Origin of the sequence: Stappia indica (assembly GCF_001696535.1) — a bacterium.
Taxonomy (GTDB): domain Bacteria; phylum Pseudomonadota; class Alphaproteobacteria; order Rhizobiales; family Stappiaceae; genus Stappia; species Stappia indica.
Map to the genome: position 1 here is coordinate 1,243,791 of NZ_MBQE01000001.1, position 17,677 is coordinate 1,261,467.

The window sequence follows — 17,677 nt, forward strand, 5'->3', positions numbered from 1 at the left end:
CCGCCTCAGCCGGCCCGCTTCGCCCGGTTCGAGACGACGAGGCCGGCGAGCAGGCACAGCCCGCCGATGCCGGACAGCAGCGACATCGCCAGGAAGGCCGAGACCGGGCTGGAGGCGTAGAGCACGCCGGCGACGGCGGAGGCGAGCGCGGTCACCGCGCCGATCACCATCGAGTTGACGCCCTGGGCCGCGCCCGCCCATTGCGGCGGCGCCATGCGCGCGACGAAGGCGACGGCGCCGAGATGCGTCGCGCCGAAGCTGAGGCCGTGCAGCAGCTGCACCAGGACGATGGAGACGGGTTCTTCCACGAAGGGGAACAGGATCCAGCGCAGGACGGCGCCGGCAATGCCGATGGCGAGCAGGCCGTTGACGCCCAGCACCGCCCGCACCCGGGCGGAGGCCGCGAACAGGCCGATCTCGGTGATCACCCCGAGGCCCCAGTAGATGCCGACGGCGGCGCCGGACACGCCGGTCTGCGACCAGTGCAGCGCGCTGAAGGCGTAATAGGCCGCGTGGCTGGCCTGGGCACAGGCGGCCGCCAGGATCACCAGCAGGAAGCCCGGCGTCACGAAGGCGCCCTCGCGCAGCACGGCCGCCAGCCCCTTGCGACGGGCCGGGACGGGGGGCGGCGCGCCCTCCTCCATCACCTCGGCCAGCGCGGCGTCGGGAGAGGTGATGGAGACCGATTCGTTTTCATCGACCCGAATCCTGGGCAGCTTGACGCTGAGCGCCGCCGCCCCGGCCGCAACCAGACCGGCGACGATGCCGCCGACGACGACCCCGGTCGTCCACTCGCCGATCAGGGCGCCGCCGATCACGTTCGCCACGATGAAGGAGACCGAACCCCACAGGCGCATGCGCCCGTAATCGCCCTTGCCCTCGCGCTCCACGCGGGCGGCGAGCGCGTCTCCGAGCGGCATCAGGGGCGACCAGGCGATGGAAATAAACACCAGCAGCACGGCGCTGGCGAAGAAGCTCTTGGCGAGGAAAAAGCCTGAAAACGCAATGGCGGCGAGAATGCTGAGCAGCGCCACGGCGCGTCCGGGAGTGCCGAAGCGGTCGACCGCCGCGCCGATCAGCGGGTTGGCTGCAAGGCGCACCAGCATCGGGATGGCGAGCAGCGTGCCGATCTCCCCCGGGCTCAATCCCGCGTTCGACAGCACCAGCGGAAAGAAGGGCAGGAACAGGCCGAGGCCGAAGAAATAGGCTGCGAAAATCGCCGCAACCCTTGCGTGAAGAGGCATGTGGAAACATCCGCCAGCCGAGAGGAACTGCCTTCTATACCGATTTTAAGGATTTGGCGATTAAGCATGACCGACGGCTTCGGGACGACCCGGGACCGAGACGGATCAGGAACGCGGAACGACAGTATGGCTGATATGGGCACGCCGAGCGCGATCCGGGAAAGCGACTACGAAGCGCTCCTGAACGCCTTGACGGACACGGATCGCGGTCGCTGGTTCCTCGACGAATACATGCGGCGGAACCAAAAGCCGGAGACGCAGATGGTGCTGGACGCCATCGCCCGGCTGGAAAAGGTCATGGTGCGCGAGCGCACCGTCCCCAGCATGGACCGCATTCGCCTCGACATTGCCGACATGCAGGAGGCGATCGAACGCACCAAGCGCGAGATCGCCAACATCAAGCACGAGCAGGAAGAGGGCAACCGCTTCATCGAGGCCTCGAACGAGCTCGACGCCATCGTCACCAAGACCGAGAGCGCCACGCAGGAAATCCTCGCCGCCGCCGAAGCCATCCAGGAAACCGCCTGGACGCTGCGCGAGAACGGCGCGGACCAGGAAAGCTGCGACGACATCGATGCGCGGGCGACCGAGATCTTCATGGCCTGCTCGTTCCAGGACCTGACCGGCCAGCGCACCCAGAAGATCGTCCAGGTGCTGCAATACCTGGAATCGCGGATCAACCTGATGATCTCGATCTGGGGCCTGGAGGGCAACCGCGCCGAGGACACCACCTTCGTCGAGGACAAGCGGCCGGACGCGCATCTGCTCAACGGCCCGCAGCTCGACGGCAAGGGCGTGTCGCAGGACGCGGTCGACGAGATGTTCGATGTCGGCACGGCCGATGTCGCGGTCGTCGACGCGCAGGATGCAGCCGACGACGAGGCCAGCGCCTTTTCCGGCGAGACGGCCTCCGCCGACGAGATCGACGCCCTGTTCGCATCGGCCTACACGGATGCCGACACGGATGCCGACACCGACGCCGATATCTTCGATGTCGGCGAGGATGCCGGCCTGGAGCAGGCGAGCGCCCGCGAAATGGCCGGGCTCGAGTTCGACGACATCGACTTCGCCGATGCGGACGTGTTCGAGAAGCCCGGCGAGCACAAGGCCGACCTGCCGGCCGGAGACGACTTCGACGACGTGGTGATGGTCGACGACGAGGACACCGCCGCCTGGGAAGCCGAGTTCGAGGTGGTGCCGCGCGCCGAGACGAAACCCGCGCCGAAGCCGCGGGCCGAGCCGGCGAACGACGGCGACGATCCGCTCGACCGCCTGTCGCCGGGCGAGAAGCAGTCGCTGTTCAGCTGATCCGCCAGCGGGCATCCGGCCCGCCGACGCATGCATGCCTTTTGCTGCCACCCGATAACGCGGGTTGCCGGCCGCAGCGGCCCTCGTCAATTTTATCTAGCCTGCCGATATCTTTGCCCTTGGGCAGGACGGGCGTTTGCAGGTATTGCTTCGACTTGGAGACAGACGTCGGAATGGATGGAGGGGCATGATCCGCGACCGGCTGGAGGAACTGGCGAGAACGCAGGAGGCTTCGGCGCGATCCGAGCTCGTGCGCCTGCTGAGCGCCCAGTATGCCGACAAGCTGGAGCGCGAGCCGACCGACGCCGAACGCCACCTGTTCTCGGGTCTCGTGCTGGACGTGTTCGACCAGCTCGACCATTCGGTCCGCCTCGACATCGTCGTGCGCCTCGCCCGGACCGCGCGCATCACCCAGCCGCTCGCCGACCGCCTCACCGAAGAGCCCTTCGACATCAGCGAGCCGGTGCTGGAGCACTCGCCGGTCGTCAGCAACGAGAAGCTGTTGCAGGTCTCGCGCACCCGCACCGACCGGCACCGCCTGGCCATCGCCCGCCGGCTTCAGGTGCCCAAGGAGATCGTCGACACACTGATCGCACGCGGCGCCTTTCCGGTGGTCAACGCCCTGCTGCAGAACCAGGGGGCCGAATTCGCCGTCAGGGCCCTGCTCGCGGTGCTGATCCTGTCGGCGGCGGACCACCGGCTGCGCGGTGCCCTCGCCCGGCGCTGCGTGCAGGACGAGGCCTTCCTCGGCGACATGAAGATGATCTCGCAGACGGACTGCCCCCTGATGCCGGAGGACCTGGAGCGCGCGCTGGAAAACCAGGACGCGCTCGACAAGCTGGCGCAGACGGCCGTGGACGACGAGCGGGATGCGGGGCTGGAAGTCGGCGGCGAGCAGCTGTCGCGCCACGAGATCCACATCCAGATCGCCTCGGGCGAGCTGGGCTTCGAAAGCATTTTCCTGACGCTGGTCGAGCGCAAGGACATGAACGGCATCATCTGGCTGGTGTCGCGCCACCTGTCGCTGCGCGACTCCGCGGTGCGCGACACCTTCGCCTCGCAGGCGGGCGGCGCCGTGGCGATGCTGATGAAGGAAACCGGCATCGGCCCGAAGACCTACGGCCAGTTCCTGCGTCTGCGCTGCGAGTGGCTGGGGATCGGCGACAAGACGGTGGCGCAGGACGTCTTCACCTACCGGACGATGCGCCATCCCGGCAGCAAGCGCGCCTTCAACTGACCCTCGCCGCTTTCGCTGCTTAGCCCGCCAGCGCCTTCGCCATCATGTCGGCGTCGATATTGCCGCCGGACAGGGTGAGCGCCACCACGCGTCCCTTCACCGGCAGCCGGCCCGACAGTACCGCGGCAAGGCACACGGCCCCGCCCGGCTCCACCACCAGCTTCAGCTCGCGAAAGGCGAAGGCGACCGCCGCCAGCGCCTCGGCATCGCTCACCGCAAGGCCGCGGCGCGCCCGGCGGCTGGTGATCGAGAAGCCGATCTCGCCCGGCTGACGGGCAAGCAGCGCGTCGCAGACCGAGCCCGCCTCGCTCGGATTGGCGACGACCGTGCCGCCGACCAGCGAGCGGCCGTGATCGTCGAAGCCTTCCGGCTCCACCGGCAGCAGCTCGCAGTCGGGCAGCAGGGTTTCGAGGGCAAGGGCGATGCCGCCGGTCATGCCGCCGCCGCCGGCGCAGGTGAGCATCGCATCCGGCACCAGCCCCATCGCCGCCGCCTGTTCGGCAACTTCCGCGCCGATCGTGCCCTGGCCGGCGATGACGCCGGCATCATTGTAGGGATGGACCATGGTCGCGCCGGTCTCACGGGCGATCTCCAGCGCGAGCACGTCGCGGTCGTCGACGCCGCGGCGATAGGTGACGACCCGCGCGCCGGAGCGGCGGGTGCGGTCGAGCTTCGCCTGCGGCGCGTCCTGCGGCATGACGATGGTCGCCGGCATGCCGAGAACCCGCGCGGCCTCCGCCACGCCCTGCGCATGGTTGCCGGAGGAGCAGGCGACCACGCCGCGATGGCGGTCGCCCTCCGGGATCAGCGACAGGCGGTTGAAGGCGCCGCGGAACTTGAACGAGCCGGTGCGCTGCAGGTTCTCCGCCTTCAGCAATACGGTTCCGCCGGTCAGTTCGTCGAGAAACGCCGAGCGCAGCAGGGGCGTCACCGCTGCTTCTCCGGCAATGCGCCGCTGCGCGTCGCGAATGTCCTGGAATACCGGGGGAGTGACGGGAATCGCGTCCATGAGAGCCTCCTGCAGAAGCATCGAGTCCTACATGATCGCCATGCCTGATTGAAGGGCCCGGTTGAAGCAGGCCGACAGCGAAAAGCGCTCAGGCCGCGCCGCGCGCCTGCACCCGCTCCGCCGCCGCAAGGCAGTTGTTGAGGAACTGGCGGGTGCTGGCTTCCCAGCTGTAGGACAGCGCCAGCTCGCGGCAGCGCTGGCGCGGAATGTCCAGCGCCGCGACCGCCGCCTTGCCGAGATCCTCGTCGAGCACGCCGGCCCCGGTGCCCTGAAGGATGTCGAGCGGGCCCATCACCGGATAGGCGGCAACCGGAACGCCGGCCGCCAGCGCCTCCAGCAGGACGTTGCCGAACGTGTCGGTGCGGCTCGGAAAGACCACGATGTCGGCGGAGGAATAATGCCGGGCGAGATCCTCGCCGGTCTTCGAGCCGGTGAACAGGACCTGCGGATAGCGTGCGCGCAGTTCCGCCAGTTGCGGCCCGTCGCCGACCACCACCTTGGTGCCGGGCAGATCGAGGTCGAGAAAGGCGGTGATGTTCTTTTCGACCGAAACCCGGCCGACATACATGAAGACCGGGCCGGCCAGCGTTTCCGGCAGCACGCTGCCCTCGCGCGGGCGGAACAGCTCATGGTCGACACCGCGCGACCAGCGCATGAGATTGACGAAGCCGCGCGCGGCAAGATCCTGCTCCAGCGTCGAGGTCGCCACCATGCAGCCCTGGCCGGCATTGTGGAACCGGCGCAGCCAGGCATAGGACCAGGAGACAGGCACCGGCACCCGCGCCGACAGGTATTCGGGAAACCGCGTGTGGTAGCTCGTCGTGTAGACAAGGCCGAGCAGGCGGGCGACGCGCGCGGCCATCAGGCCCAGCGGCCCCTCGGTGGCGATGTGCAGGTGATCGTAGCCGCCTGCAAGGATCCGCCGGCGCAGGGCGGACGGCGTCGTCAGCGACAGGCGGATTTCCGAGTAGGTCGGACAGGGAACGGTGAAGAAGTCGGCAGGCGACAACACCTCGACCGGCACGCCCATGCGGTGCAGCTCGTCCACGGTGCGCTCGATGGAGCGCACGACACCGTTGATCTGGGGGTGCCAGGCATCGGTGACGATGAGCAGCGACTTCATGCGGCGGCCTGCGCCCGGCGCGGCTCGACGGTTGCAAGGGCCGGCACCTGCTCGGCCCGCTCCGCCCAGCGGATGATCTCGAACGTGCCGTCGTGATGCTCGGCAACGGCGGTGCAGCTCTCCACCCAGTCGCCGGTGTTGATGTAGTGGGTGCCGAATTCGGTATGGTCGGCGGCATGGTGGATATGGCCGCAGATCACCCCGTCGACGCCCTGCCGTTCCGCCTCGCCCGCAAGCGTCTCCTCGAACTTGCCGATGAAGTTCACCGCGTTCTTGACCTTGAGCTTGGCCCAGGCGGAGAGCGACCAGTAGGTCAGGCCGAGGCGTCGGCGCATGATGTTGAGACCGGTGTTGAGGTTGAGCGCGGTCACATAGGCCCAGTCGCCGAGGAAGGCGAGCCAGCGGGCATGACGCACCACCACGTCGAAGCGGTCGCCGTGGATGACCAGATAGCGGCGCCCGTCGGCGGTCTCGTGGATGGTCTCTTCCACCACCTCGATGCCGCCGAAATGGGTGCCGAGGAAATCGCGGAGGAACTCGTCGTGGTTGCCGGGCGTATAGACGATGCGGGCGCCCTTGCGGCCCTTGCGCATCAGCTTCTGCACCACGTCGTTGTGGGACTGCGGCCAGTACCACATGCGGCGCAACCGCCACCCGTCGACGATGTCGCCGACCAGATAGATGGTCTCGGCGTCGTGATACTTGAGGAAATCGAGCAGCATGTCCGCCTGGCAGCCACGCGTACCAAGATGAATGTCGGACAGGAAGATCGCCCTGAAATGTCTCTGGGTTGGCTCGGAGGACATGGCACGCTCCTGACAAGTCTTTGAGCGTCTAGATGCGCGATTCCGGTCTCAGAAATATGACAAACACAAGAGACCGGCCGAAAGGCGGAAAGAAAACGCCGCCGCACGTCTGCAGCTGGACGGAGCGCATGCGGCTCCGCTATCACTTCGTCAACGACGTCCGCAAGGCGCCCCTGCCCTGCCGGGCGAGATCGGGAGACATGAGATGGATCTTGGACTTAGCGGCCGGAAGGCCATCGTCTGCGCCTCCAGCCGGGGCCTTGGACGGGGATGCGCGGAAGCGCTGGCGGAAGCCGGCTGCGACCTGGTGATCAACGGCCTGGACCGGCTGCGCCTCGATACGACCGCGAGCGAGATTCGCGCCCGCTACGGCGTCAACGTCGCCACGGTCGTCGCCAATGTGTCGACCCGCGAGGGACAGGACGCGCTGCTGGCCGCCTGCCCGGAGCCCGACATCCTGGTCAACAACAACGGCGGCCCGCCGCGCCGCGACTACCGCCAGCTCGACCGCGACGCGATGATCGACGGGGTGATCCAGAACATGATCTCGCCGATCGAGATGATCCAGCGGGTGGCGGACGGCATGGCCGAGCGCGGCTTCGGCCGGATCATCAACATCACCTCGATCACCGTGCGCATGCCGCTGGAAGGGCTCGACCTGTCGAGCGGCGCACGCGCCGGCCTCACCGCCTTCCTCGCCGGCGTCTGCCGGACCTATGCGGGGCGCAACGTCACCATCAACAACCTGCTGCCCGGCAAGATGGACACGGACCGCCTGCGCGGCGGGCTGGAGCGCACGGCCGGCATGACCGGGCAGAGCGTAGATGCGGTCGGCAAGGCCCAGCAGGCGGAAATTCCCGCCGGCCGTTTCGGCACGGCGGAGGAGTTCGGCAAGATCTGCGCCTTCTACTGCTCGAGCGCGGCCGGCTACGTGACAGGACAGAACGTCCTCGTCGACGGCGGCCTCTATCCGGCGGCGTTCTGAGCGACCGCGTCCTCTTCCGAAAGACAAAAGCCGGCGGGAGGCCTTCCCGCCGGCTTTTTCCTGCTGAGAGCAGCGAGGCTCAGTAGCCGCGCGCCACGTCGTATTCCGGACGCTCGGCCGGACCGCCCCAGCGGTAGCGCATGGACGCCGAGATGATGTTCACATGCGCCTGCGCCTTGCCGACATAGCTGCCGACATTCGGATTGTAGTCCTGGTGGCCCGGGCCGATGTTGATGTCGGCATCGGTGGCGTGGATGTAGGTGTAGCCGAGGTCGAACGACAGGTCGTCGGTGACCTTGTAGCTGGCACCGGCCGACAGCCACAGGCGGTCGGTGTCCGGCAGGCGGGTCGAGCGGATCTCGTCGGTGATCGGCGAGATCTCGTAGCCGATGCCGGCGCGCATCGTCAGGTCCTCGTTGACGTCGTACTCGCCGCCGACGGCGAAGAACCAGCTGTCGCGATAGTTGAAATGCAGCGTCTGCACGGTGGCGCCGGTCGCCTGCGAGGTCACGCGCGGCGACTTGAGGCGGCTCCAGTTCGCCCATTCCACGGTGCCGAAGACCCGGAACGCATCGGTCACCCGCTGCTTGGCCGAGAAGTTGATCATCTCCGGCGTGATCAGCGAGGCATTGATGTCGGTGAGGCCCGCCGGCGTCTGGATGTCGCCGTCCAGCGTCTGGCTGACGCCCGAGCGGAAGCCAAGGCCCAGTTCCGTCCCCTCGAACGGCTTGAACGTCACGCCGGCGGTGACGCCGAAGCCGATGTCGTCGCCCTGAAGGATCGCGGAAGGGTAGCCCGGAACGTTGGGCAGGGCCGACTTGAGCGTCACCTTGAAATACTGGACCTGCACGCCGAATGCGAAGGACAGCATGTCATTGAGCTTGTAGCCGACGGTCGGCGTCACGTTCACCGACATCACCTTGGACGTTCTGGAATAGAACTGGCCCGCCCAGTTCTGGTGCGGCTTGGTCGCAAGGCCGTAGGGCGCGTTGATCGACAGGCCCAGGAAGATCTGGTCGGTGAGCTTGTAGGCCGTGTAGGAGGCCGGCACATAGCCTTCGCTGCCGATGTCGCCGGACGGCGCGGTGCTCGGCGTCAGGCCGAGCACGCCGCCGCCGATGGCCGACGGGGTGAAGGCGCCGGTGATCTCGGCAGTGGGAGCGACCAGCGTGTGATGGCTCTCGAAGGTGAACCCCTCCCCGGCCCCGGTGATGGTCGCCGGGTTCCAGAACATCGACGAGATCGACGGGCCGGTGGTGCCGTTGCCGGCAAACGACATGCCCTGATAGTAGGCGCTCTGCTCACGCAGGGCGAAGCCGCCGGCAAGGGCGGCGGACGAAGAAAACACCACCGATATTGCGGTAAATGACAGTAGAAGGCGCTTGCTCTTGGATGCCATGTCTCGACCATTCCTCCCCGAACTTCAGATCGAAGCAAAGCCCCATTGCCCGACCTGTTGCACAGAGGATGAAAAAGTCGCGACTGCTCCGCAATCGCCATGAGAGGCCGGATTTGCCCGAGTAACCGGCGCGCGAATTCAGGTTTTGCAGGTTCCGCTAAGGCACCCTTCCGCAGGGGAAGGGATCAAAGGCCCGCAAAACCCGCCGCTGCGTGACAGTTTCACGACAGCCGCGCATAGCGGACGTGCATTTGCTTATTTTTTGTGCAATTTGCCGCAGCCGGGCAACACCTTCCCTTTTCGGAAAGCGTGTTGCCCAACTGCAACGAAAGTGGCGGCGGAGAAACGGGGGGATGTCACTCCGCCGCCTGAGGCAGAGCCGGCCCGGAGGCCGGTGCACGCTCTGCCACATCGGTGTTGGCGGCCGTAAGATCGGCCGCCTCGCGCCGTGCCTGCCGTGCGGCCATCACCTCGGCGTCGGTCTTGTCGAGACGCTTGCGGAACCACAGGGCGTAGAGCGCCGGCAGGAAGACGAGGGTCAGAACGGTCGCGACCGTGAGCCCGCCGATCATCGCGATCGCCATCGGCCCCCAGAAGATGTTCATCGTCAGGGGAATGAAGGCGAGAACCGCGGCCAGCGCCGTCAGGATCACCGGCCGCGCACGGCGGACGGTGGATTCCACGATGGCCCGGCGCATGGTCGCCCCGGCATGCAGGTCGTGGTCGATCTGGTCGGCCAGGATCAGCGTGTTGCGCATCACCATGCCGCCCAGCGCGATCACACCGAGGATGGCGACGAAGCCGAAGGCCGCATCGGCGATCAGCAGCGAGGCCACCGCCCCGATCAACCCGAGCGGGAAGGTCAGGAACACCAGCGCCATCTTCGAGAAGGACTGCATCTGCAGCATGATCAGCACGGCCATGGCGAGGAACATCAAGGGGAACACCGCCGCCAGCGCCACGTTGGCCTTGGCCGATTCCTCCGCCGCGCCGCCGGTGTCGATCCGGTAGCCGGCCGGAAGCGTCGCCTCGATCTCGCGCATCTTCGGCAGCAGCGAGGCGGTGACGTCCGGCGCCTGCAGGCCGGGGGCGACATCCGCCCGCACGGTCAGCACGGTCTCGCGATTGCGCCGCCACAGGATCGGGTCCTCGGCCGTGTAGACGATGCGCGCCACCTGCGAGACCGGGATCGCCCGTCCGTCGCGCACCTGCAGCACCATGTCGCCGAGATCGCCGAGCGCGGCGCGCTCCGTCTCGTCGGCGCGCACGACGACGCCGACCGAATGGCGGCCCTCGCGCAGCGACGTCACCTCGTAGCCGGACAGCAGCGTCTGCAGCGACTGGCCGATCTCGGTGGTGGAGAGGCCCAGCGCGCGCGCCCGGTCCTGGTCGACCTCGAGGCGCACCGACTTCACCTTCTCACCCCATTGCAGCTCGGTGTTGCGGGTGTCGGGGCTGGCGCGCATCGCATCGCGCACCTTCGCCGCCGCCGCCCGCACCTCTTCCAGGTCCTGCCCGACGACGCGGAACTGCACCGGGTAGCCGACCGGCGGGCCGAGCTCGAGCTTGTTGGCGCGGCCCCGCACCGCCCCTTCCGCCTCGGCGAAGCGCGCCTGCAGCTGGCCGACCAGCGCATCGGCATGAGGGCCGCCCTTGGTCTGCACCAGGATCAGCGCATAGCTCGGATTGGGCAGGGCCGGGTTGTAGGCGAGGAAGAAGCGCGGCGCGCCCGCCCCCACATAGGTGGTGAAATAGTCGACATGCTCGTTGGTCTTGAGCCAGTCCTCGATGGCCTTCGCCTCGCGCTCGGTCGCCGCGAAGGACGCGCCTTCCGGCCCCTTGAGCTCGACCAGCACTTCCGGCCGCGAGGAGCTGGGGAAGAACTGCTGCTTGACGAAGCCCATGCCGTAGCCGGCCAGAACCAGCAGGCCGACGGTCGCCAGCACCACCGGCAGGCGGAAGCGCACGGCGGCAGTGACCATCTTGCGCAGGCGGTTGTAGGAGGGCGTGTGGTAGATCGCCTCTTCGTCTATCTCGCCGCGCTCGGCCGCATGGCGCTCCAGCGAGCGCGGCAGCAGCTTGAGCCCGAGATAGGGCGTGAAGATCACCGCGACGAGCCAGGAGATCAGCAGCGCCGACGTCACCACCCAGAAGATGCCGCCCGCATATTCGCCGGCCGCCGACTTGGCGAAGCCGACGGGCAGGAAGCCCGCCGCCGTCACCAGCGTGCCGGTGAGCATCGGGAAGGCGGTGGATTCCCAGGCGAAGGTGGCCGCGCGGAAGCGGTCCCAGCCCTGCTCGATCTTCACCACCATCATCTCGATGGCGATGATCGCATCGTCGACCAAGAGGCCGAGCGACAGGATCAGCGCGCCGAGCGAGATGCGCTCCAGGTCGATGCCCATCAGCATCATCACCACGAAGGTGGCGCCGAGCGTCAGCGGCACGGAGAGCGCGACGATGATGCCGGTGCGAAAGCCCAGCGACAGGAAGGAGACCAGCAGCACGATGGAGATGGCGACGACGAACTTCAGCAGGAACTCGCCGACGGCCTCCTCCACCACTTCCGGCTGGTTGGAGACCTGGTGCAGCTCCGCGCCGACCGGCAGGCGCGCCTTGATCTCGGCCGCCTTCTCGTGCAGGCGCTCGCCGAGCTCCAGCACGTTGCCGCCCTCCGACATGGCAACGCCGAGCAGGATCGTGTCCTCGCCGTTGTAGCGCGCGGCATAGCTCTGGGGATCGGCGACGCCGCGACTGACCGTTGCGATGTCGCCGAGCCGGAACACCCGACCCTCCGCCTCGACCGGAACCGCCGCCACCGCCTCGACGCCGGTCAGGCTGCCGCTGACGCGCACCTGCACGGTCTCGCTCGGCGTGTCCACCGAGCCCGACGGCACGACGGCGTTCTGGGCGGCAAGGGCATCGAAAATCGCGCTGGCGGGAATGCCGAGCGTCGCGAGCTTCGCATAGGAGATGTCGACATGGATCTTCTGGTCCTGCTCGCCGAAGAGCTGGACCTTCTCGACGCCCGGCACCGCCAGGAACGACTGGCGCGCCATCTCGGCGAGATCCGACAGTTCGCTCCACGTCGCCCCCGGCGCGGTCAGCGCATGGACCTGCACATAGACGTCGGCATATTCGTCGTTGAAGAAGGGACCGCGAACGCCCTGCGGCATCTCGCCGGAAATGTCGCCCACCTTCTTGCGCGCCTGATACCACAGCTCCGCCACCTCGGAGGGCGGGGTCGCATCGTCGAGGACGATCTGCGTCGCCATGAAGCCGGGACGGGTATAGGTCTCCAGCCGCGACAGCCAGGGCAGCGTCTGCAGCCGCGTCTCGACGCGGTCGGCGACCTGCTCCTGCATCTCGGCGGCGCTGGCGCCCGGCCACACGGCGGTCACCACCATCACCTTGACCGTGAAGGCCGGATCCTCGTTGCGGCCGAGATTGCCATAGGCGTAGACGCCGGCAAGGGCGGTGACGAGGATGAAGAAGAGCACCAGCGTCTGGTGACGGATGGCCCAGGCGGAGAGGTTGAAGCCGCTCATCGCAGCGCCCCCACCTGCACCGGGCCGCGCGACTGGCGCAGCACCGCCTTCAGCGTCAGGCCCGGATCGATCCGGTGCACGCCGAGGCTGACGACGTGCTCGCCGGTCGCAAGACCGGTCACCACGGCGCGCTCGGCCTCGATGCGGCGGACCGTGACCGGCACCGCCGTCACCTGCTCCGCCCCCGGCTCCGCCCGCCAGACATTGGCCGCTTCGCCCGAATACCAGACGGCGGTCAGCGGCACGGCGACCTCGCCCTCGGGCGCGGCCTGCTGCAGATGCACGGTCGCGGTCATGCCGAGCCGCGCGTCGGCGGTCGGATCGTCGATGGCGAAGCGCGCGGTGAAGGTGCGTGCGGCCGCATCCGCGACCGGCGAGAGTTCGCGCAGCCGCGCATGATAGCGCCGGTCGGGGCTCGCCCACAGCGTCACGCTGGCGCCGGCCTGTTCGAGACCTGCGACCTGCGCCTCGGGAATGGCGACCTCGACCTCGCGCTCGCTGTCTCCAGCGATGCGGACGATGCCGTGTCCGGCGGCAACGACCTCGCCGGGCTCCGCGGTCACCGCGGTCACCACCCCGTCGCGATCCGCGCGCAAGGTGGCGTAGGCAAGCTGGTTTTCGGCGAGAATGCGCTGCTCGGACGCGGCCTTGAGCGCTGCAGCGGCGGCATCGTCCGCGGCAACGGCCTGGTCGAGCGCCGACTGCGAGACATGACCCTTGGACTGGAGCGCGGCGATCCGCGTGCGGTCCTCGGCGGTGCGGCGCGCCTGCGCCTGTGCGGCACGCTCTTCCGCCTCGCGGGCACGAAGCCCGGCGCGCAGGTCCTCCTCGTCGAGGCTGGCGATGCGCTGCCCGGCGGAGACCCTGTCGCCGACATCGACGAGACGTTCGGAGATCTTGCCGCCGACGCGGAAGGCGGACGGTGCATCGCTGCGGGCACGCACGGTGCCGGAGAAAGTGACGTCGTAGCCGTCGACCTTGGTCGCCGGCTCGACCCACACGACGCGGGGGGACGCGGAGGTATCCACTTCTTCGGCGGCCTGCGGCTGGCAGGCGGCGACCAACACGGCCGTCAACAGGACCGCGCCGACCCGCCCCGCAGGGCGGCCGAGACCGAACCAGGAACCAGACGACAGACGCAACGCCGGAAATGCGGAGGCGAGAGATGCGGGGAAGCTGCTCATCACGTGAGGCCTTTCGGGCGCAGTATCGTCGGTATCGGCCGGGCGGCAGGAATGCCGGAAGGCCATGGAACGGACGCGGACACCTCCGCGCGACCCTCAATATGGATGACATATGACGATTGTCAATAAACGTCAGTGAACATATATTAGTCGTCAGGACGCGACGGAACCTGCACGGCAAAGCGACGGCCGACGCTGTCCGGCCAGTCCGAAACAGACGGTTCCGCACGCCCTCGCGGCGGTTTCGCAGGCGGGCCCCGAAACGGGGTTTCCGCGCGATGTCCGCAGCAGGGACGAGTTGACGCAGGCGGCCATGGCTCCCATTGTGGGGGCAGATTTGCCCCCTGCCGAGTTCCAGGGCGCGGGCAATCAGGCCGCAGGCTCAAGAACCAGAAATGACCGGATCAGTGCATCATGAGTGACTTGCTGGATATGGAAGAGGCAGCCGCCCGGGACGGGACGAACAGTCCGGCGACCCGCGAGACGCGCAAGCGTATCGTCGAGAAGGCCAGCGAACTGTTCCATCTCTACGGCTACCAGAAGACCACCGTGGCCGACATCGCCCGCGAGCTCGGCATGTCGCCCGCCAACGTCTACCGCTTCTTCGCCTCCAAGGCCGAGCTGACCAAGGCCGTCACCGTGCTGGTGACCAGCGGCCTGCGCGCCGCCATGGAACAGGATATCGACGGATGCTGCGGCGACAGCAGCGAGAAGCTGCGCAAGATGGTCCGCCAGCACTTCCACCATGTCCGCGACCACTACACGGACAACCGCAAGATCCACGACCTGCTGGAAGCGGCGATGGACGAGGCCTGGGACGAGATAGAGATCCACAAGGCCGAGATGCGGGAGAGCTTCGCGCACCTGATCCAGGAAGGCATCGAGAAGGGCGAGTTCCCGCCCCAGGACGTCGACACCTCGGCGCTGCTGTTCCAGCACTCGCTGGTGATGTTCTTCCATCCGGCACTGGTGGCGCAGACCTGCCGCTGCCTGCCGGAGGGCCATCAGGACCTGATGTTCGAACCGATGGTGGATTTCGCGCTGGCCGCGCTGCGGGACGGACGCTTCCGCGACCTGCCGGCCGAGGTCACCCATCCTGCCGCGACGTGCTGAGTCCGGCCTTCGCCGGAGCCCCCGCGTCGCGGGCGCGCAAACGCAAGATCAGGGCGTGCGGCCGTCGAGCATCTGCCGGTCGCTGACCTCGCTCCAGGGCGTCAGCCGCTCCAGCGCGCGGATATAGCTGGCATGGATGTCGCGGGCGACGTCGCCGGTATTCGCCAGCGCGCCGACGACATCCTTCGACGTCGTCTGCAGGGCCTGCATGACCGGCTGCGGGAAGCGCCGCAGTTCGACCCCGTCCTCGCCCACCAGCTGCCGCAGGGCCTCGGAATTGCGCCAGGCGCTTTCGGCGATGGAATGCAGCGTCTCCATGCGGCAGGCGGCGACGATCACCCCCTTCAGATCGTCCGGCAGCCCGTCATAGGCCACCTGGTTGATCAGGGTCTCGCTCGCCCCGTTCGGCTCGTGGAAGCCCGGCGTGTAGCAAAGCTTCGAAACGTTCTGAAAGCCCATCGCCCGGTCGGCTTCCGGCCCGAGGAATTCCGCCGCATCGAGAAGGCCGCTCTGCAGCGCCGGCACGATTTCCGCAGGCGGCAACGAGACCGGCGTCGCCCCCAGGCGCCGCATCACCTCGCCGCCGAGGCCGGTCATGCGGATGCGCAGACCGCGCAGATCCTCCAGCGACATGACCGGGCGCATGAACCAGCCGCCGAGCTGCGGCCCGCTGTTGCCGCCCATCAGCGGCTTGATGCCGAACGGCGCGTAAAGCCGCTCCCAAAGGCCCATGCCGCCGCCCTGCTCCAGCCAGGTCACATGCTCGTAAGGCAAAAGGCCGAACGGCACGGCGGAGAAGAAGACGGCAGCCGGCAGCCGGTCCTGCCAGAAGGCGGGAGAGGCATGGCCCATCTGCGCCGTGCCGGCCGACACCGCGTCGAACACCTCGCCGCCCGCCACCAGACCGCCGGCGGGAAACAGGCGCACGCGCATGCGCCCGCCGCTGAGGCGCGCGATCGCGTCGCAGATCCGCGAGGCAGACACGCCCGGTCCCGGCTGGTCGGCCGGCCAGGTGGTCACCATCTTCCATTCGATCGTCGTCTGGGCGAGCGCGGGCGTCGCCAGCCCGCCGGCAAGCCCGAGGCTAGAGAGCCCCAGTCCCGCCAACCCGAGCGCACCGCGCCGCGTCACGCCGGACGGGCGGGAGGAGGATGACGATGTCTTGCGATGTTTCATTCGGCGTCTGGAACCATGTCTGCGGAACGTGCCGTGCCCCTGAACGTGCCGTCTTCGCACGGGCGGTGCGAACCGGTGTTTCATGGCAGACTCCGACATGGGGGGCAACTGCGCAAGTCCCGCAAGATCAAAGTTTCACAACCCTGCGCAACATCGCGCGACCCACCGTGAACGGCCGTCGTTGTCCCTTGCCCCGCTGTTCCGCATCCGCTTCACTGTCGCGATGAGTCGCGGCGCCCGCCGCCCAGCCAGCCGGAGACGTCCATGGTTCCGTTTTTCGTGATGATCAAATGCCATCTCGGCAAGGCCTACCAGGTGGCCAACGCCATCGCCGATGCGGAGATCGCCTCCGAGATCTATTCGACCGCCGGCGACTTCGACCTCTTGGTGAAGTTCTATGTCGACGACGAGACCGACATCGGCCATTTCGTCAATGAGAAGGTCCATCCCTTCGACGGCATTCTCGACACCAAGACGATGATCACGTTCAAGGCGTTCTGACGCGCCTCGAACGGCCCTTCCCGGCTCAGGCCTTCGACGGGGTGACCGTGCTGCGTTCGCGGGACCTGTCGAGGCCGAGCTGGTGCTCGCGGAAGATGACGAAGACGCCCGCGCCGATGACGATGGCCGCGCCGCCGACCACTTCCAGCGTCGGGATTTCCGCAAAGACGATCCAGCCGACCAGCACGGTCCACAGCATCGTCGTGTATTCGAACGGCGCGATGGTGGAGGCGTCGGCGTAGCGATAGCTCTGGGTCAGCAGGATCTGGCCGATGCCGCCGGACAGGCCGATGGCGACCAAGATGATGGCGTCGTTCAGGTCCGGCATCACCCAGCCGAACGGCGCGGACATCAGCGCGAAAACCGAGGTCACCGCCGCAAACCACACGACGATGGTGGACGTCCGCTCGGTTCCGGTGAGCCGCCGCACGGTGATCATCGCCAGCGCCATGAAGATCGCGCTGGCGAAGGCCAGCATGGCCCCGAGCGAGGCCTCTTCCGTCGGCGCGACGCCGGACAGATGCGGCGACAGGATGATGAGGATGCCGAGGAAGCCGACGACGACGGCGCTCCAGCGATAGGCGCGCACCTTTTCGCGCAGGATGATGGCGGCGAGCGCCACCGTGACGAGCGGCGCGGAAAAGCTGATCGCCGTCGCATCGGGCAGCGGCAGGCGGGCGATGGCGGCGAACCACAGGGACATCGCCGTCCCGCCGACGATGGCGCGGCTGATATGGCCCCAGGGGCGCTTCGTGGAAAAGGCCTCGCTCAACTGGCCCTGCCAGGCGATCACCAGCAGCACCGGCAGCATGCCGAAGAACGAGCGGGCGAAGATCACCTCGCCGACCGGATAGGCCCCGTCGAGCAGCTTCACCATGGCGATCATGCCGGTGAAGACGAGGGCCGACACCACCTTCAGCGCAATGCCGAGCCTGGGGTTATAGGCGTTGAAATCGGCGGCGGCCGGTGCGGTCCCGGTCGTCTTGTCGGCGCGTTCGGAGGCCATTTCGTATCGGGATCTGCCGGTGAGACCGGCCTGTCTGA

General features: G+C 67.8%; 14 protein-coding genes. 5 read left to right on the forward strand and 9 right to left on the reverse strand.

Annotated features, from left to right (window positions below; all coding sequences use genetic code 11):
- Positions 1-5 precede the first annotated feature (5 nt).
- Positions 6-1,244, reverse strand: coding sequence for an MFS transporter (locus BBX35_RS05930; protein ID WP_067217106.1), 1,239 nt, complete (start codon positions 1,242-1,244; stop codon positions 6-8).
- 126 nt (positions 1,245-1,370) lie between these two features.
- Between BBX35_RS05930 and BBX35_RS05935 the strand changes: the two genes are divergently transcribed.
- Positions 1,371-2,552 carry a protein phosphatase CheZ gene (locus tag BBX35_RS05935; protein ID WP_067217109.1) on the forward strand — a complete coding sequence of 394 codons (1,182 nt, stop codon included), beginning with the start codon at positions 1,371-1,373 and terminating at the stop codon, positions 2,550-2,552.
- Between the two features lie 187 nt (positions 2,553-2,739).
- Positions 2,740-3,789 (forward strand): DUF2336 domain-containing protein, encoded by a 1,050-nt coding sequence (locus BBX35_RS05940; RefSeq protein ID WP_067217111.1) that lies wholly within the window; start codon positions 2,740-2,742, stop codon positions 3,787-3,789.
- A gap of 19 nt (positions 3,790-3,808) precedes the next feature.
- Here BBX35_RS05940 and BBX35_RS05945 read toward each other — a convergent pair whose 3' ends face one another.
- The 3 genes from BBX35_RS05945 to BBX35_RS05955 form a co-directional block, all read right to left on the reverse strand.
- Positions 3,809-4,798 carry a threonine ammonia-lyase gene (locus BBX35_RS05945; RefSeq protein WP_067217113.1) on the reverse strand — a complete coding sequence of 330 codons (990 nt, stop codon included), beginning with the start codon at positions 4,796-4,798 and terminating at the stop codon, positions 3,809-3,811.
- 88 nt (positions 4,799-4,886) lie between these two features.
- Positions 4,887-5,921 (reverse strand): glycosyltransferase family 4 protein, encoded by a 1,035-nt coding sequence (locus tag BBX35_RS05950; protein ID WP_067217116.1) that lies wholly within the window; start codon positions 5,919-5,921, stop codon positions 4,887-4,889.
- Complete coding sequence (locus tag BBX35_RS05955; RefSeq protein WP_067217118.1) at positions 5,918-6,727, reverse strand: UDP-2,3-diacylglucosamine diphosphatase; 810 nt, start codon at positions 6,725-6,727, stop codon at positions 5,918-5,920. The genes BBX35_RS05950 and BBX35_RS05955 overlap by 4 nt, the downstream gene beginning before the upstream one ends.
- A 205-nt stretch (positions 6,728-6,932) precedes the next feature.
- On the opposite strand from BBX35_RS05955, the gene BBX35_RS05960 reads away from it, so the two are divergent.
- Positions 6,933-7,712, forward strand: a complete 780-nt coding sequence (locus BBX35_RS05960; RefSeq protein ID WP_067217121.1) for an SDR family oxidoreductase — start codon at positions 6,933-6,935, stop codon at positions 7,710-7,712.
- Between the two features lie 79 nt (positions 7,713-7,791).
- On the opposite strand, the gene BBX35_RS05965 is transcribed toward BBX35_RS05960, so the two are convergent.
- The 3 genes from BBX35_RS05965 to BBX35_RS05975 form a co-directional block, all read right to left on the reverse strand.
- Complete coding sequence (locus BBX35_RS05965) at positions 7,792-9,111, reverse strand: OmpP1/FadL family transporter (protein WP_067217124.1); 1,320 nt, start codon at positions 9,109-9,111, stop codon at positions 7,792-7,794.
- Between the two features lie 356 nt (positions 9,112-9,467).
- Complete coding sequence (locus tag BBX35_RS05970) at positions 9,468-12,659, reverse strand: efflux RND transporter permease subunit (RefSeq protein WP_067217126.1); 3,192 nt, start codon at positions 12,657-12,659, stop codon at positions 9,468-9,470.
- Positions 12,656-13,843, reverse strand: a complete 1,188-nt coding sequence (locus BBX35_RS05975; protein WP_171901388.1) for an efflux RND transporter periplasmic adaptor subunit — start codon at positions 13,841-13,843, stop codon at positions 12,656-12,658. Before BBX35_RS05975 ends, BBX35_RS05970 begins: the two co-directional genes overlap by 4 nt.
- 414 nt (positions 13,844-14,257) lie before the next feature.
- Between BBX35_RS05975 and BBX35_RS05980 the strand changes: the two genes are divergently transcribed.
- Positions 14,258-14,956, forward strand: a complete 699-nt coding sequence (locus BBX35_RS05980; protein WP_083202126.1) for a TetR/AcrR family transcriptional regulator — start codon at positions 14,258-14,260, stop codon at positions 14,954-14,956.
- Positions 14,957-15,004: 48 nt separating this feature from the next.
- Here BBX35_RS05980 and BBX35_RS05985 read toward each other — a convergent pair whose 3' ends face one another.
- Positions 15,005-16,132 (reverse strand): TRAP transporter substrate-binding protein, encoded by a 1,128-nt coding sequence (locus BBX35_RS05985; RefSeq protein ID WP_067217132.1) that lies wholly within the window; start codon positions 16,130-16,132, stop codon positions 15,005-15,007.
- Between the two features lie 264 nt (positions 16,133-16,396).
- Between BBX35_RS05985 and BBX35_RS05990 the strand changes: the two genes are divergently transcribed.
- On the forward strand, positions 16,397-16,633 hold the full coding sequence (locus tag BBX35_RS05990) for an Lrp/AsnC ligand binding domain-containing protein (protein ID WP_067217134.1): 237 nt from the start codon (positions 16,397-16,399) through the stop codon (positions 16,631-16,633).
- 25 nt (positions 16,634-16,658) lie between these two features.
- Here BBX35_RS05990 and BBX35_RS05995 read toward each other — a convergent pair whose 3' ends face one another.
- On the reverse strand, positions 16,659-17,639 hold the full coding sequence (locus tag BBX35_RS05995) for a DMT family transporter (protein ID WP_067217137.1): 981 nt from the start codon (positions 17,637-17,639) through the stop codon (positions 16,659-16,661).
- Positions 17,640-17,677: the final 38 nt, after the last annotated feature.

Bases quoted from the DNA above. Each gene is read 5' to 3' on its own strand.
- BBX35_RS05940 (WP_067217111.1), top strand. From the start codon at position 2,740: ATGATCCGCGACCGGCTGGAGGAACTGGCGAGAACGCAGGAGGCTTCG.
- BBX35_RS05985 (WP_067217132.1), bottom strand. From the start codon at position 16,132: ATGAAACATCGCAAGACATCGTCATCCTCCTCCCGCCCGTCCGGCGTG.
- BBX35_RS05975 (WP_171901388.1), bottom strand. From the start codon at position 13,843: ATGAGCAGCTTCCCCGCATCTCTCGCCTCCGCATTTCCGGCGTTGCGT.
- BBX35_RS05990 (WP_067217134.1), top strand. From the start codon at position 16,397: ATGGTTCCGTTTTTCGTGATGATCAAATGCCATCTCGGCAAGGCCTAC.
- BBX35_RS05955 (WP_067217118.1), bottom strand. From the start codon at position 6,727: ATGTCCTCCGAGCCAACCCAGAGACATTTCAGGGCGATCTTCCTGTCC.
- BBX35_RS05945 (WP_067217113.1), bottom strand. From the start codon at position 4,798: ATGGACGCGATTCCCGTCACTCCCCCGGTATTCCAGGACATTCGCGAC.
- BBX35_RS05995 (WP_067217137.1), bottom strand. From the start codon at position 17,639: ATGGCCTCCGAACGCGCCGACAAGACGACCGGGACCGCACCGGCCGCC.
- BBX35_RS05965 (WP_067217124.1), bottom strand. From the start codon at position 9,111: ATGGCATCCAAGAGCAAGCGCCTTCTACTGTCATTTACCGCAATATCG.
- BBX35_RS05930 (WP_067217106.1), bottom strand. From the start codon at position 1,244: ATGCCTCTTCACGCAAGGGTTGCGGCGATTTTCGCAGCCTATTTCTTC.
- BBX35_RS05970 (WP_067217126.1), bottom strand. From the start codon at position 12,659: ATGAGCGGCTTCAACCTCTCCGCCTGGGCCATCCGTCACCAGACGCTG.
- BBX35_RS05950 (WP_067217116.1), bottom strand. From the start codon at position 5,921: ATGAAGTCGCTGCTCATCGTCACCGATGCCTGGCACCCCCAGATCAAC.
- BBX35_RS05980 (WP_083202126.1), top strand. From the start codon at position 14,258: ATGAGTGACTTGCTGGATATGGAAGAGGCAGCCGCCCGGGACGGGACG.
- BBX35_RS05935 (WP_067217109.1), top strand. From the start codon at position 1,371: ATGGCTGATATGGGCACGCCGAGCGCGATCCGGGAAAGCGACTACGAA.
- BBX35_RS05960 (WP_067217121.1), top strand. From the start codon at position 6,933: ATGGATCTTGGACTTAGCGGCCGGAAGGCCATCGTCTGCGCCTCCAGC.